At 71.0% G+C, this 13,094-nt stretch carries 14 protein-coding genes and 1 pseudogene; 9 read left to right on the top strand and 6 right to left on the bottom strand.

The window, feature by feature from the left end; genetic code table 11:
* The first annotated feature begins 31 nt into the window (after positions 1 to 31).
* Positions 32 to 418 (top strand): glyoxalase/bleomycin resistance/extradiol dioxygenase family protein, encoded by a 387-nt coding sequence (locus tag C6W10_RS11020; protein ID WP_107257981.1) that lies wholly within the window; start codon positions 32 to 34, stop codon positions 416 to 418.
* A 128-nt stretch (positions 419 to 546) separates the two neighbouring features.
* Here C6W10_RS11020 and C6W10_RS11015 read toward each other — a convergent pair whose 3' ends face one another.
* The gene (locus tag C6W10_RS11015) at positions 547 to 1,146 is read right to left on the bottom strand and encodes a GNAT family N-acetyltransferase (RefSeq protein ID WP_107257980.1); all 600 of its coding nucleotides are present in this window, start codon (positions 1,144 to 1,146) and stop codon (positions 547 to 549) included.
* 175 nt (positions 1,147 to 1,321) lie between these two features.
* On the opposite strand from C6W10_RS11015, the gene C6W10_RS11010 reads away from it, so the two are divergent.
* The 3 genes from C6W10_RS11010 to C6W10_RS11000 all read left to right on the top strand — a co-directional run bounded on the left by C6W10_RS11010 (position 1,322) and on the right by C6W10_RS11000 (position 4,764).
* Entirely contained in the window at positions 1,322 to 3,481 is a 2,160-nt protein-coding gene (locus tag C6W10_RS11010; protein ID WP_234361696.1) for a glycosyl hydrolase family 28-related protein, read from the top strand.
* Between the two features lie 171 nt (positions 3,482 to 3,652).
* Positions 3,653 to 4,297 (top strand): hypothetical protein, encoded by a 645-nt coding sequence (locus tag C6W10_RS11005; protein ID WP_107257979.1) that lies wholly within the window; start codon positions 3,653 to 3,655, stop codon positions 4,295 to 4,297.
* The gene (locus C6W10_RS11000) at positions 4,294 to 4,764 is read left to right on the top strand and encodes a hypothetical protein (RefSeq protein WP_107257978.1); all 471 of its coding nucleotides are present in this window, start codon (positions 4,294 to 4,296) and stop codon (positions 4,762 to 4,764) included. Before C6W10_RS11005 ends, C6W10_RS11000 begins: the two co-directional genes overlap by 4 nt.
* A gap of 164 nt (positions 4,765 to 4,928) precedes the next feature.
* Here C6W10_RS11000 and C6W10_RS10995 read toward each other — a convergent pair whose 3' ends face one another.
* From C6W10_RS10995 to C6W10_RS10985, 3 genes and pseudogenes are all read right to left on the bottom strand, one after another.
* The gene (locus C6W10_RS10995; protein ID WP_107257977.1) at positions 4,929 to 5,255 is read right to left on the bottom strand and encodes a hypothetical protein; all 327 of its coding nucleotides are present in this window, start codon (positions 5,253 to 5,255) and stop codon (positions 4,929 to 4,931) included.
* 86 nt (positions 5,256 to 5,341) lie between these two features.
* A complete protein-coding gene (locus C6W10_RS10990) occupies positions 5,342 to 5,548 on the bottom strand; it encodes a DUF397 domain-containing protein (RefSeq protein ID WP_107263845.1) in 207 nt (68 codons plus the stop codon).
* A pseudogene (locus C6W10_RS10985) lies at positions 5,548 to 6,439 on the bottom strand (helix-turn-helix domain-containing protein). Before C6W10_RS10985 ends, C6W10_RS10990 begins: the two are co-directional and overlap by 1 nt.
* A 254-nt stretch (positions 6,440 to 6,693) precedes the next feature.
* Between C6W10_RS10985 and C6W10_RS10980 the strand changes: the two are divergent.
* Positions 6,694 to 8,274 (top strand): nucleotidyl transferase AbiEii/AbiGii toxin family protein, encoded by a 1,581-nt coding sequence (locus tag C6W10_RS10980; RefSeq protein ID WP_107257976.1) that lies wholly within the window; start codon positions 6,694 to 6,696, stop codon positions 8,272 to 8,274.
* Between the two features lie 305 nt (positions 8,275 to 8,579).
* Here C6W10_RS10980 and C6W10_RS10975 read toward each other — a convergent pair whose 3' ends face one another.
* Positions 8,580 to 9,467: a helix-turn-helix transcriptional regulator gene (locus C6W10_RS10975; protein WP_107257975.1), complete on the bottom strand. Its 888-nt coding sequence runs from the start codon at positions 9,465 to 9,467 to the stop codon at positions 8,580 to 8,582.
* 165 nt (positions 9,468 to 9,632) lie between these two features.
* Between C6W10_RS10975 and C6W10_RS39685 the strand changes: the two genes are divergently transcribed.
* Entirely contained in the window at positions 9,633 to 10,064 is a 432-nt protein-coding gene (locus tag C6W10_RS39685) for a hypothetical protein (RefSeq protein WP_369938223.1), read from the top strand.
* Positions 10,061 to 10,393 (top strand): hypothetical protein, encoded by a 333-nt coding sequence (locus tag C6W10_RS10965; RefSeq protein WP_107257974.1) that lies wholly within the window; start codon positions 10,061 to 10,063, stop codon positions 10,391 to 10,393. Before C6W10_RS39685 ends, C6W10_RS10965 begins: the two co-directional genes overlap by 4 nt.
* Positions 10,394 to 10,570: 177 nt before the next feature.
* Here C6W10_RS10965 and C6W10_RS10960 read toward each other — a convergent pair whose 3' ends face one another.
* Positions 10,571 to 10,954, bottom strand: coding sequence for a hypothetical protein (locus C6W10_RS10960; RefSeq protein WP_159104541.1), 384 nt, complete (start codon positions 10,952 to 10,954; stop codon positions 10,571 to 10,573).
* Positions 10,955 to 11,036: 82 nt separating this feature from the next.
* Between C6W10_RS10960 and C6W10_RS10955 the strand changes: the two genes are divergently transcribed.
* Positions 11,037 to 11,783, top strand: coding sequence for a DUF4190 domain-containing protein (locus C6W10_RS10955; protein WP_234361695.1), 747 nt, complete (start codon positions 11,037 to 11,039; stop codon positions 11,781 to 11,783).
* A 434-nt stretch (positions 11,784 to 12,217) separates the two neighbouring features.
* The gene (ddaH, locus tag C6W10_RS10950) at positions 12,218 to 13,075 is read left to right on the top strand and encodes a dimethylargininase (protein WP_107257972.1); all 858 of its coding nucleotides are present in this window, start codon (positions 12,218 to 12,220) and stop codon (positions 13,073 to 13,075) included.
* Positions 13,076 to 13,094: the final 19 nt, after the last annotated feature.

Genomic DNA, 13,094 nt, shown 5'->3' with positions numbered 1-13,094 from the left:
GGCTCCGGCGGTCGACTGCTAGCGTCGCCGGATGCCGGTGTTACGCAGCCCGCAGGTCATCCTGTTCAGCGAGAACGTCGAACGGGCGGTGCGGTTCTATCTGGGTCTGGGCTTCGCGGAGACCTTCCGGGTGCCGGCCGAGGGTGACCCGATTCACGTCGACCTGGTGCTCGACGGTTACCGGATCGGCATCGCCTCGGCGGCATCCACCCGGGACGACCACGGCCTCGACCCGATCGCCGAGGGTCAGCGGGTGGCCGTGGTGCTCTGGACCGACGACGTCCCGGCCGCGTACGCCGCGCTCACCGCGAGCGGGGCCCCGGCATTGGCCGCACCGCACGAGTGGCTCGGCCGGCTGCTGATCGCCTGGACCACCGACCCGGACGGCAACCCGGTGCAGCTCGTGCAGAACCGCTGACCGCCGGCCCGGCCAGCGGCACCGCCGGTCAGCAGCGGCGCCGGTCAGCCGCACCGCCGATCGGCAGCGGCACCGCTGTCAGCGGCGGCACCGCTGTCAGCAGCGGCGCCGGCAGGCAGCGGCGCCGGTCAGCAGAGCAGGCCTAGGTAGGTGAGCGGGCCCGGGTCGGCGACGTCGACGACGTGGAAGCCGAGCCGGTCGTAGAAGGCCCGGGCCGACCGGTTGTCGGTGATCATTCCGACGTGCAGCCCGGGTACGCCGGCCCGGCGCAGCGCCCCGACGAAGGTGTCGACCAGGGCCCGGCCGTGGCCGGCGCGCTGATAGCCGGGGAGCAGGTCGATGTGCAGGTGCGCGGGATACTCCTTCAGGTCCGGCAGGATCATCCGCTCCGGGGTGTGCAGCAGGTGCGCCATGACCTCGTCCGGGGTGGCCGGCTCACCGGCCGGTGCCGGATAGCGGTCCGCCACCCGGGGCAGCCACTCGTCCCGGAACCGCCGGACGAAGGCGGCGGTGTCGGCGGTGCCGAGGACATAGCCGACGGCCTGCCCGGCGTCGTCCAGCACGAAGGCGAGTTCCGGCTCCAGTTCGGCGTACGGGTGGGCGAAGATGTGCGGCAGGATGCCCGGGTCGGCGTACGAGCCGGAGGCGTCCTGCCCCGCGTCGGCGGTACGGATGCAGATGTCGTGCACGGCGGCCCGGTCGCCGGACCGGTACGGGCGGATCTCCATCCCGGCAACATATCTACTGGTACCGCTCTCACACCTCCCCTCGGCGGGGGCCGGGCCAACCCGGGGCAAGACCGTCCCGACCGCCGCAAGTGCCGCACGATACGCGACAAACAGACGCTTGAATGTGGACAGTTTTCTGCAATAACATGACGGCCCCCACAGAAACGAGTTCCCGATGTCACGGAGCATTCTCGGAGTTCCGTCGCACTGGTCCGGTCGACCGTCCCGCTGGCTCGCGGCAGCCGCCGTGCTGGGAATCGGCCTCTCGACCATCACCCCCGCGCCCGCCCCCGCCGCCGCCGAGCCGACCGGCCTCGCCGTCGCCAAGCCGACCAACCTCGCCACCGGCAAGCCGAGCGGTCACGGCGCCGCCAAGCCGACCGGCCCCGCCACCCCCAAGCCGAGCGGTCACGGCGGATCCGCTCCGGTCGTCACCCGGGCCGGGCTCGACCCCGCGCTCGTCGCCGGCCGGGGCGCCGCCGTCGACTTCCTCGAACAGGAGGCGGAGCACGCCCGCACCACCGGTACCGTCATCGGCCCGGACCGGACCGCCTACACGCTGCCGGCGGAGGCGTCCGGCCGGTCGGCGGTACGGCTGCACCCGGGGCAGTACGTCGAGTTCACCCTGCCCAGGGCGGCCAACGCGATCACGGTCCGCTACAGCATCCCGGACTCGCCGGACGGCGGCGGGATCACGGCACCGCTGCACGTCACGGTGAACGGCAAGGGCCGGCAGACCATGACGCTGACCTCGGAGTACTCCTGGCTCTACAACCAGTACCCGTTCAGCAACGACCCCGACGCCGAGCTGCTGCACCCGGACTGGTGGATCACCGAGTGCGGCTGCGTACCGGCGGCCACCACACCGTCTCCGACGATCACCAAGCCGTTCCGGCCGATGCACTTCTACGACGAGCAGCGGCTCCGGCTCGACCGCACCTACCGGGCCGGCGACCGGATCCGGCTGACCGCCCCGACCGGCAGCGACGCCGCCTGGACCGTGATCGACCTGCTCGACTCGGAACTCGTCGGCCCGCCGAGGGTGCGACTCCTCGCCGCGAACGTGCTCGCCTTCGGCGCCGACCCGACCGGCCGGCGGGACTCCGCCGACGCGATCGACCGGGCGATCGCCTTCGCGAAGCGGACCCGGCTGACGGTCTACCTGCCGCCGGGGACCTACCAGGTCAACCGGCACATCATCGTCGACGACGTGACGATCGAGGGCGCCGGCAACTGGTACACGGTCGTCAAGGGCCGTCAGGTGGCCCTCGACCCGCCCGCGCCGGACGGCTCGGTGCACACCGGGGTCGGCTTCTACGGCAGGGACGCGGCCGACGGCGGCAGCCGCAACGTCCACCTCTCCGGCTTCGCCATCTCCGGCGACGTACGCGAGCGGATCGACACCGACCAGGTGAACGGCATCGGCGGCGCGATGAGCGACTCGACCATCGACGGGCTGCACATCCAGCACACCAAGGTCGGCATCTGGTTCGACGGCCCGATGCGGAACGTCCGGGTCACCGACAACATCGTCGTCGACCAGATCGCCGACGCGCTGAACTTCCACACCGGAGTCACCGACTCGACCGTCCGGAACAACTTCATCCGGAACACCGGCGACGACGCCCTGGCGATGTGGTCGGACAGGGTGGCGGACGCCCGCAACACCTTCGACCGGAACACCATCCAGACCCCGACGCTGGCCAACGGGATCGCCCTCTACGGCGGCACCGACAACACGGTCTCGAACAACCTGATCGCCGACCCGGTCCGGGAGGGCAGCGGCATCCAGCTCGGCTCCCGGTTCGGCGCGGAGCCGTTCGCCGGCACCACCCGGATCACCGACAACACGGTGGTGCGGGCCGGGACGTACGAGCTGAACTGGAACATCGGGCTCGGCGCCATCTGGATCTACGCGCTGGAGCGGGACATCGACGCGGACATCCGGGTGACCGGCGACCACTACCTCGACAGCACGTACAACGCGATCATGCTGGTCAGCGAGTGGTCGGTGAAGGACCTGTACTCGATCGACGGGGTGAGCTTCGCCGACATCCGGGTCGACGGCACCGGCACCTCGGTGCTCAGCGCGCGGGCGGCCGGCGGCGCGTCGTTCGCCAACGTCGACGCCCGCAACGTCGGCGCGGTCGGGGTGAACAACTGCGGCTCGTTCAACTTCCCGCCGACCGGCTCCGAGTTCCGGCTGACCGACCTCGGCGGCAACGACGGTGGCGGCACCACCGGCCCGTGGCTGGCGCCCTGGCTGCTGCCGAACACCATCACCTGCGACGACCGCCCGCCGGTCGTCCCGCCACCACCGCCGTCGCGCTGGTAGCAGCGCCGTCGCTCCGCCCGCAGCGCCGTCGGGCCGCCCGCAGCGTCGGGGCGGGCGTCCGGGACATCGACGTCCGGGCGCCCGCCCCGGATCGGCGGCCCGTCACGCGTACCGTGGGGTCGTTCCCACCGGCCCGCGATCCGGGCCCCGACCTCGCGGAAGGCGGAGGCGATGCACATCCCCGCCCGGTTCAACGGGCCGCCCGGCTCCGGCAACGGCGGCTACTCCGCCGGCCTCTTCGCGCACGGCAAGACCTGCGAGGTCACCCTCCGGATGCCGCCGCCGCTGGACACCCCGCTGTCGGTGCTCGACTGCCAGGTCCGCACCGCCGACGGCGCCGTCGTGGCCGAGGTCGCGTCGGACGCCGAGGTCGACACCGTGGTCCCACCGATCGGGTACGCGGACGCGGTCGAGGCCGCCAAGGGGTACCCGGGATTCGCCGACCATCCGTTCCCGACCTGCTACGTCTGCGGCCCGGACCGCACCGACGGGTTGGGCATCTTCCCCGGGCGGCTCGCCGACGGCAGCACCGCCGCACCGTGGACCGTCCCGGACGACGTCTCGGACCCGACCGTCTGGGCCGCGTTGGACTGCCCCGGCGGCTGGTCGGTGATCGGCGCCGGCCGCCCGTACGTGCTGGGCCGGATTGCCGTACGCCTGGACCGGCTGCCCGCCCCCGGCGAGCAGTGCGTGATCCGGGGCGCCCTCGCCGGCACCGAAGGCCGCAAGGCCCTGGTGTACACCACCCTGTACGCCCCGGACGGTGCCGAGTTGGCCCGCGCCCGGGCCACCTGGGTCGCCCTCCCGGCGCAATGACCGGCACCCCCGAGCCCGCGGACGAGGTGGTCCTGACCGCGGAGGAGTACGACGGGGTGTATGCCGCCGTCGCCGCCGGCGCCGGTCCCCGCCCCGGCGGGCAGCGCCCCACCCTCAACTCGTTGCTCGAAGGCTGGGACCTGATCGTCGACGAGGTGGCCGAGGGCTACTCCTGGAGCGATGCGGAGTTCCGCAACGACATCGCCTGCCGGGGCATCCTGGCCCGGGTCTGGCCGCTGCTGCCGCCCCGGGTCCGGGCGATCCGGCAGCCGGAACTGGACACCATCGACGACCGGTTCCGGGCGGTCACCGTGCCCTGGCCCGGCCGCCCGTCCGGGGAGGCGTGGTGGGAGTGGCGGATTCCCCGACTCCTCGATTTCGGTACCGGTGGGCTGACCGCCCACGGCTGGCCGCCGGACTGGAACCTGCCCTTCCCCCGGCCGGACACCGTACGCCTCGCCGAGTGACGGCGGGGGCCACCCTGCTCACCTGGACAACAGAGGCGTTTACCGCCTCGGGTAACGCCTCTGTTGTCCAGGTCCAGCGCAAGGCCGGTCGCGGACGCGGGCGTGACCCGTCACGCGTCACCCGCCGGGTGCGGGCGTGACGGGGTGCTGTGGGTGCCTGGCTGTCAGCGGGCGCGGAAGCTGCTGAAGCGTCCGGCCTCGTAGGTGCGCAGGGTGCCGGTGCTGGTCGCCTGACCGGTGCAGTCGGCGGTCCGGTAGAGGACGACGTCGGTGAAGCCGCTCCAGCCGACGTGGCCGCGCGCGGTCGCCGGCAGCGGCGCGCACTCGCCGGTCGGGGCGGCGACCTGCGCCACCTCGACGCTGAACGGCGTGCTGTAGAAGGTGAGGCCGCTAGGCTCTGCCGAGGCGGGCGACGCCGCGACGCCGAGTCCGGCGGCCAGGCCGATCGCCGCGAAGAAACCGGCCCCGACCCTCGCGCGTGCTCGCCGCATCAGTGACCTCCAAGGCATCGATGATGATGTCTTGATCGTGGTCTACTTTTGTTGCGTACGCAAGCATTCCGGTCGGAGCGAGAAGGTCAGCGGTCGGGGGTCGGTGCGGCGCCGCCGGCCACGGCAGCCACGAACGCCGCCCAGGCGTGAGGCGGGAACGCCAGTACCGGCCCGGTCACGTCCTTGCTGTCCCGCACCCCGACAACCCCCACCAGGTTGTCCGCCACCTCGACACAGTTGCCGCCCCCACTTCGGCTGCTCTTCCGCCAGTCGGCCCGGCACAGATCGATCATCATGCTGGATGCTCCTCCGCGATCGACTCGATCAGCTCTCGTGACTCTGCCTCCGTCAAGCTATCTTCCTCAATATCTCGCCAGACCGCGAGATGGGCTTCCACCTCGTGCGGCCTCTCCAGGTACAGCGCCCGTCAACCCCTCGCTGTAGACGATCGGCGGTTCGGTCCGGCGGCCGATGCCGTCCTTGGGAAACTCAAGGATCGCGAAACCGCCATTAGCGCGCTCCGCCCGGTAGAGCCCGACCGAGAACGGCAGCACCCGCACCGACACATTCGACTGCCGACTGACAAGGGCCAGGTGCCGCAACTGTTCAGCCATTATTGATCCGGCACCGGGCGCGCGGCGCAGCACCGCCTCGTCGAGGATCACGTCGAGCTGCGGGGCCGACGGGTGGCGACGGCCCAGGATCGCCTGCCGTCCGAGCCGGACCTTGACCGCCCGGTCCCGCTCGACCGGCCCGAGTTCGGGACTGCCGATCCGAAAGACCTCGCTGGCGTATGCCGAGGTCTGTAGGAGTCCCGGCACGAAGTGCGGCTCGTACATCCGCAGGTGGGAGGCGGCGGCTTCGAGGCCGACGTACAGCTCGAACCACTCGGGGATGGCATCGCCGTAACAGTGCCACCAGCCGCGGGCCTTGGTCTCCTTGGCCAGCCCGGTCAGCGCCTCGGTCATTTCCGGGGACGCGCCGTAGATCCGGCACATCGCCTCGACGTCCGGCGACCGCATGCTGGTCGCCCCGGTCTCGATGCGCCAGATCTTCGGAGTCGACCACCGCAGGGTCGTGGAAACGACCTTGATGGTGAGTCGGGCCTCCTCGCGGAGTTGACGCAAGTGACGCCCGAGTTGCCTGCGCGGAACGGTGGAGTCGACCTCTGCCCGCACCGTCATCCCCTTTCCGGAATCATCGCCGCACCAATCTTTCAGTCGATCTGTAATACCGACCCCAAGACCGATGACGGATCGTCAGCAATAGAAGAGATCAATAAGAACCGTTCGGACCAAGAGGTAATATTGCATTACTTCCCGCGCTGGTAAAGCACCAATTCGGCCCCACCCGCCCGGGTGGGCCGAGGTGGCGGCGGGCGGGACGCGCACCGGAAACCGCGTTTCCCGGCCCGGTGTCCCGGCCGTACGCTACGCCGGTGTCTGAGGTGTCGGGGGACTTCGAGATCCACGTGACGGTGCACGCGCAGCATGCCGAGAAGCTGGCGGCGTTCGCGGCCGAGCACGGGGTGAAGTTCCTGCACATCGTGCTCGACCGTGGCACGTTCGCCTCCCAGCCCATGCTCACCCTGACCGGCCGGGGCACCCTGCGGGAGCAGCACGCCGTGGTGGAGCATTGGCGGCAGCGGCTGCGCCGGGCCGGCATCCCGGAGTGCCGCTCCAAGATCGAGGCAGCGCCGTGGTGCACCGGCCTGCCGCAGTCCGACGAGGAGGCGGCGACCGAGCCCGCGGGGCGGTACTTCGAGCACCACGTCAAACTGCTGCTCCCCGACGCGTCGGTGCGGACCCTGCTGGCGGTCACCGACGTGATCACCCCGCACCACGCCCGGCTCTCCCGGAACGCCCGCCGGAAACGGAGCGGCGGCGCCGAGGAACGGTTCGTCACCCAGCGCTGCCACGGCGTCGGGCTCGGCACGGCCAGGCAGCGGCTCGACGCGCTCGTCGAGGCGCTCCGGTCGGCCGGGCACGAGGTCGTGACCCTCGAGCAGGAGTACGTGGTGTCCGACAGTCACCTGTCGCACGACGAGGGCTGGCTCAGCGACGCCCCGATCTGGGCCGCCAGAGACTGGGCGCACAGCCGGGAGGACGAGATTCGGACCGCACCGGCCGGCAGCCCGCACTATCCGCCTACCTATCGGCCGCTGCCCGCCGACCCGACCGTCCGGCAGCGGGCGGCGTTCGACCCCGCGCTGAAGCAGTACCCGAACGCCTACCGCGCCGGCGAGCCCAGCTTCCTGGTCGCGGAGACCGGCCGGCGATGGGCCGGCGCCCGGCACACCGCGATGAACCGGATCCTCGCGGCGGTCGCCGCGACCCGGTGGGGAAGCGAGCACCTGGTGCTGCGCGGCAGCGTCACGATGGGGGCCTGGGTCGGCGACGCGGCCCGGGAACCGGGCGACCTCGACTTCGTCGTCACCCCGCACACCATCCGGAGCGACAGCGCGGACGCCCGTGCGCTGCTCCACGACGTCAGGGCCGCCGTCCGGCGCATCCCGGACGCCGTCGGCCTGCGGGCGGACCAGATCTCCGAGTCGGCCATCTGGACCTACGAACGCGCCGACGGGCGGCGGCTGGTCGTCCCCTTCGACACGCCGGAGGCGCCGGAGGGGTACGTGCAGCTCGACATCGTCTTCGGCGAGCGGCTGCCCCTCGCGCCGGAGGCGCTGGTGCTGCCCGGCGTCGACGTGCCGGTGCTGGCCGCGCCCGCCGCGCTCTCGCTGGCCTGGAAGCTGCTCTGGCTGGCCACCGACGCGTACCCGCAGGGCAAGGATCTCTACGACGCCGTGCTCCTCGCCGAGCACACCACTGTGGACCGGGACCTCGTCCGCACGCTCCTGCGAGCCGAACTCGGTGCCGAGGCCGACGACTTCACCGCCGAGACCGTGCTCGGCTGGGACGTCGACTGGCACAACTTTCTCGACGAGTACCCCGGTGTCGCCGGCACCGCGCGGCAGTGGGCGCGGCGGCTGGCGCTGGCACTCGACCGTGCCTGGGGCTGAGACCGCGCCCGCCCGCGGAACCGCACCCCACGTGGTGCGGTGCCGCATCGGCGGAGTCGGTGTCCCGTCGGGTACGGACGCGGAGGTGGAGGCGGTCGTCCGCACTCCACCCCCACCGGCCCGGTCCCGGGCAACGGCGGGTCACCGAACCTCGCCCGACGGCTCGGCCCGACATTCCGACCGCCGTCCCGCCCGTCGCCGCTGTCTCCCCACATCGGCGACGTACGGCAGGCTGCCGGTTCTTTCTCCCCCTCCCCGTGATGCTGCTGACCCCGGCTGTCACGGCCGGGCCGTGCTCGACGGCGTCACCCGCCGTACTCCTCCGCCACGGTCGTGATCAGTTTTCGGGACAGCTCCTCGGTGAGGCTGATCTCCTCGAAGTCACGCCAGACGGCGGCGTGGCTGTCCACCTCGTGCGGCTTCTCCAGATAGAGCGCGCCGGTCAGACCGCCGCTGTAGACGATCGGCGGCTCGGTGCGGCGCCCGAGGCCGTCCTTCGGGAATTCGAGGATGGCGAAGCCGCCGTTGGCGCGCTCGGCCCGGTAGAGCCCGGCCGAGAACGGCAGCACCCGGACCGAGATGTTCGGCTGCTGGCTGACGGCCACCAGATGCCGCAACTGCTCGCCCATCATCTGGCCGCTGCCGGCGACCCGACGCAGCACCGCCTCGTCGAGTACGACGTCGAGCTGTGGAGCCGGCCCGCGCCGCCCGTCGAGGATCTCCTGCCGGGCCAGTTCGACCCTGACCGCCCGCTCACGTTCGGCGGGTGCGAGTTCGGGACTGACCACCCGGCAGACCTCCGTGGCGTACGCCGGCGTTTGCAGTAGTCCCGGAACGAACTGCGGCTCGTACATCCGCAGATGGCTTGCCGCGGCCTCCAACCCCACGTACGGCTCGAACCAGCCGGGAATGGCCTCGCCGTAGCAGTGCCACCACCCCCGGGCCCTGGTTTCCTTCGCCAGCCCGGTGAGGGCCTCGGTCATTTGCGGTGACGCACCGTATATCCGGCACATCGCCTCCACGTCCAGCGACCGCATGCTGGTCGCCCCGCTCTCGATGCGCCAGATCTTCGGCATCGACCACTCCAACGCCTCGGACACCACCTTGATGGTGAGCCGGGCCTCCTCGCGGAGCTGGCGTAGGTGCCGCCCGAGCTCTCTGCGAGGAACGGTGGAGTCCACCCCTGCCTGCACTTCACTCCCCCTCTCCAGTATTACCTTTCGAGTGAACCTTTCATTTGATTTGTAATGTCCACTGAGTACTCTCCGTGATTCAGGTAATTACAGATCGTTAGAGGGAAATCGTTCAGCCAAGACGTAATATTGCATTGTTTCGCGCTCTAGTAAAGCATCGATTGCATGGCAGCCGAACCTCTGACGACCCAAGCGGGGGGAACGGAAATGTGGGACCACGATCCCGCCGCTCCGCTGTGGACCTGCACCGGATGCGGCGACGACTGGCCCTGTGCGGTCCGAAGACGACAGCTACGGGCCGAGTTCGCGGGCAGCATCGTCTCACTCAGGTACTACCTGGCCCACCATCTCGTCAACGCCGCCGAGGATCTACGACATGTTCCCGCCGGCTGGTTACACAATCGTTTCATCGCCTGGACCGACCGGGCCGCCGATCCACCGCCGTACACGTCGGCCGACATCCTGGTCAACAGCTATCTGCTGGCCGACTCGCACAGCCCCGATCGGTTCGGCAGGTGCCCCGTCTGCGGCGATGCCGTCAACTGCTGGGTACGACTCGATCCCAACGGACCCGGCTTTCTCATCCCGGTCCCATGATGCAGGAGCCACCCCGCCCCGGAATGGTGGTGCAGGTCGGGGCGGCGGCGAGCGTACAGTTCGGCGGTCGGCGGGCCATGCTGTTCCGGGTGACCCGGGTGAGCGAAAAGCCCACCTATCACGGCTGGTGCTGGCTCACCGGCTACAGTCTGGACGAGTACGGCAACGCCGTTCGACGTCGGGAAATCTACGTCCAGTTGGCCGGCTTGCAACCGGTGCACTGGCGCCCCGCGCAGCGGGCCCGGGTGGCCACCCCGCCGCGCCGAAGGTCGCAACCGGTACGCCGAGCCAACCCGAAGCCGAGGCGTCTGCCGGCCGCGCTGATCTGAAGTCGGAATGAGGCCCCGCCGCCGCGCACGATCCGCAAGGACCACATCGACCGGAAATGCCGGCAGAAGAAGACCTCTACTCGGCTTCCCCTCGTTCCACTCGACTTATCGACACCCACTACGCATGTTCTACGCCGTTTTCTGGTGATCGGTAGCCCGGCAATCGCCGGTTCCGTATCACGGCGGCGGCCGGTCTCCGCGCGACAGCGGTACCGGCGGCCGAGGCGGCGGCGCCCGCACAGGAACCCGGTCGGCAAAACCATGGGAGGGGGCGACCGGGCTCAGGGACGGGCGCCGCCGCCCGGCTGGATCCGGCTGGATCCGGCTGATCAGGTCGGGCATCGGCTTCGTGCCACCGCCGACGATGATTTCGATGACGATGCCGTCGACCCAGACCGGCAGCTCCGTCCATTCCGGCCCGGCAATCGGGTGCAGCGGATGGAAACCGCCGGCGGTGGAGGCGAGCGCCGCGACCGCGTCACCCTCACCCAGTCCGACGACGACTGAGGGCGGCCCCACCCACCTCGCCCGATGTGTGGCGGATCGCACATCGGGGTACACCGATCCCAACGCTGCGTAGGCGCCATCAATGAGGCTCCACGCATGGATCAGGAGGTGTGTTGTGGTCAGGATTCCATCACTGATGCGCCAATCGGAGCCGGCGCCGACGCGGGACAAGAACCGCGACGGACACGTCGACAGCCGCGACGAGCACGTCGACGGCCGGGAGGACCGCGTCGACGGCCGGGACGAGCGGTCGACCGGCACGGCCACGGCGGCTGACGCCGCGCGCACCCGTACCGGAGCATCCGACCGGACCGAGGAGCGGGGCGACGCCACCCGGACCGACGACCCGGCGAAGCACCGGGCCGGGAGCACGGTCACCGAGCCCGACACCGCGCCCCGGACGGCTCCCCCGGTCACCGCGACCGCACCGGCGGCGACCCGGACCGAGACCCGGCGCGACACCGACCGCACGAGCGAACCGGAGCGCGGGCTCGGCGAGCGTACGCCGGACGTCGACCGTACGCCGGAGAGCGAACCGGTCGTGGTGGACCGCGGTCCGCGTCCCCGGGCCAGCATGCTCGCCACGCTGAGCCTGGTGTTCGGGGTAGCCGCCGCCGCGTTCGTGCTGTCCGGCGCGCTCGCCGGGTACGGCATCGTGCTCGGCACCATCGCCCTGCTGCTCGGCGTCAGCGGCGTCTCCGCGACCGCCCGCCGGCACGTCGCCGGCAAGACCGACGCGCTGATCGGGATCGTCCTCGGGGTCGGTGCCGTCGTCGTCGCCGTGCTGGCGATGACCGGCCAGTTCGACTGGCCGACCACCGACGGCGACACCGTGGTCCGGTTCCGCGAGTGGCTTGATTCACAGTTTGTGGACCGGTTCTGATCGGGTAAGGACCTGCGCGGAGCGGTGGTGCACCGCTCTGGCCCCGCCAGCCGGTGGTGGTTCACCACCTGAGCGCACATGTTCGGGGGCGGCGACGACGCCGCCCCCGAAGTGCGTCTTCGCCCCGCCTGACTCCCTTCGGCGGTCCCGGCTCCCTCCCTGACGTAGCAGCCTCCGCCGTCGGGAGACCACTACTTACCCGAGGCGGCTTGTTATCCGAGGCCGCTTGTTATTCGAGGCGGCTTCGCGCCGCCGGGCGGCGCGTCGGTCGGGGCGCAACGGATCGCTGGTGGGTGCGCGTGGAGACGCAACGATCGGCCGGGGGAAGCAAAGCTCAGACGTGGTTTTCGCCGGTGGGGGCCGCATAGCGTTGGGTCGGCGCCAGCTCGTGAGCCGTACGGAGGCCGGGCGCGCCCGACCCCAGGAGCAGGACCATGACGTTGGACGCCATCGCCACCAGCGGGCGTACCCCGGCCGGCCCGGCGCAGACGCGGCACTACCTGATGTGCCGGCCGACGTACTTCACCGTCGAGTACGCGATCAACCCCTGGATGGACCCGGCCGCCCCGGTCGACACCGCCCTCGCGCTGCGGCAGTGGGAGACGCTGCGCCGGACGTACCTCGACCTCGGACACACCGTCGACGAGATCGAGCCGCTGCCCGGGCTCCCCGACATGGTCTTCGCGGCGAACGGCGCGACCGTGCTCGACGGCCGGGCGCTGGCGGTGCAGTTCCGCGACCCGGAGCGCGCCGACGAGGCACCGGCGTACGCCGGCTGGCTGGACCGGGCCGGTTTCGAGGTGCACGAGGCGAAGCAGGTCAACGAGGGCGAGGGCGACATCCTGCCGGTCGGCGGGCTGTTGCTGGCCGGTACCGGGTTCCGCACCTCGCACGCCGCGCACGCCCATCTCCAGGAGGTCTTCGGGCGGCCGGTGATCACCCTGCAACTCGTCGATCCGCGCTTCTACCACCTGGACACCGCGCTCTGCGTGCTCGACGACGAGACCGTGGCGTACCTGCCGGAGGCGTTCTCGCCGGGCAGCCGGGCGGTGCTGCGTCGGCTCTTCCCGGACGCGGTGCTGGCGACGATGGCCGATGCCGAGGTGCTCGGCCTGAACGCGGTCAGCGACGGCCGGCACGTCGTACTTCCGGCGCAGGCCACCGGGCTGTCGGCGGCACTCCGCGACCGTGGGTACGACACAATTGGTGTTGATTTGTCCGAGCTGCGAAAGGCCGGCGGCGGACCGAAGTGCTGCACCCTGGTGCTGCGGGAACGAGAGGCGACCAAGTGATCGTGGACGACGTGCTGCG

This window comes from Plantactinospora sp. BB1 (assembly GCF_003030385.1).
GTDB lineage: Bacteria > Actinomycetota > Actinomycetes > Mycobacteriales > Micromonosporaceae > Plantactinospora.
The sequence above is the reverse complement of the archived record's forward strand: the minus strand, read 5'-3'. Positions and strand labels throughout refer to the sequence as shown.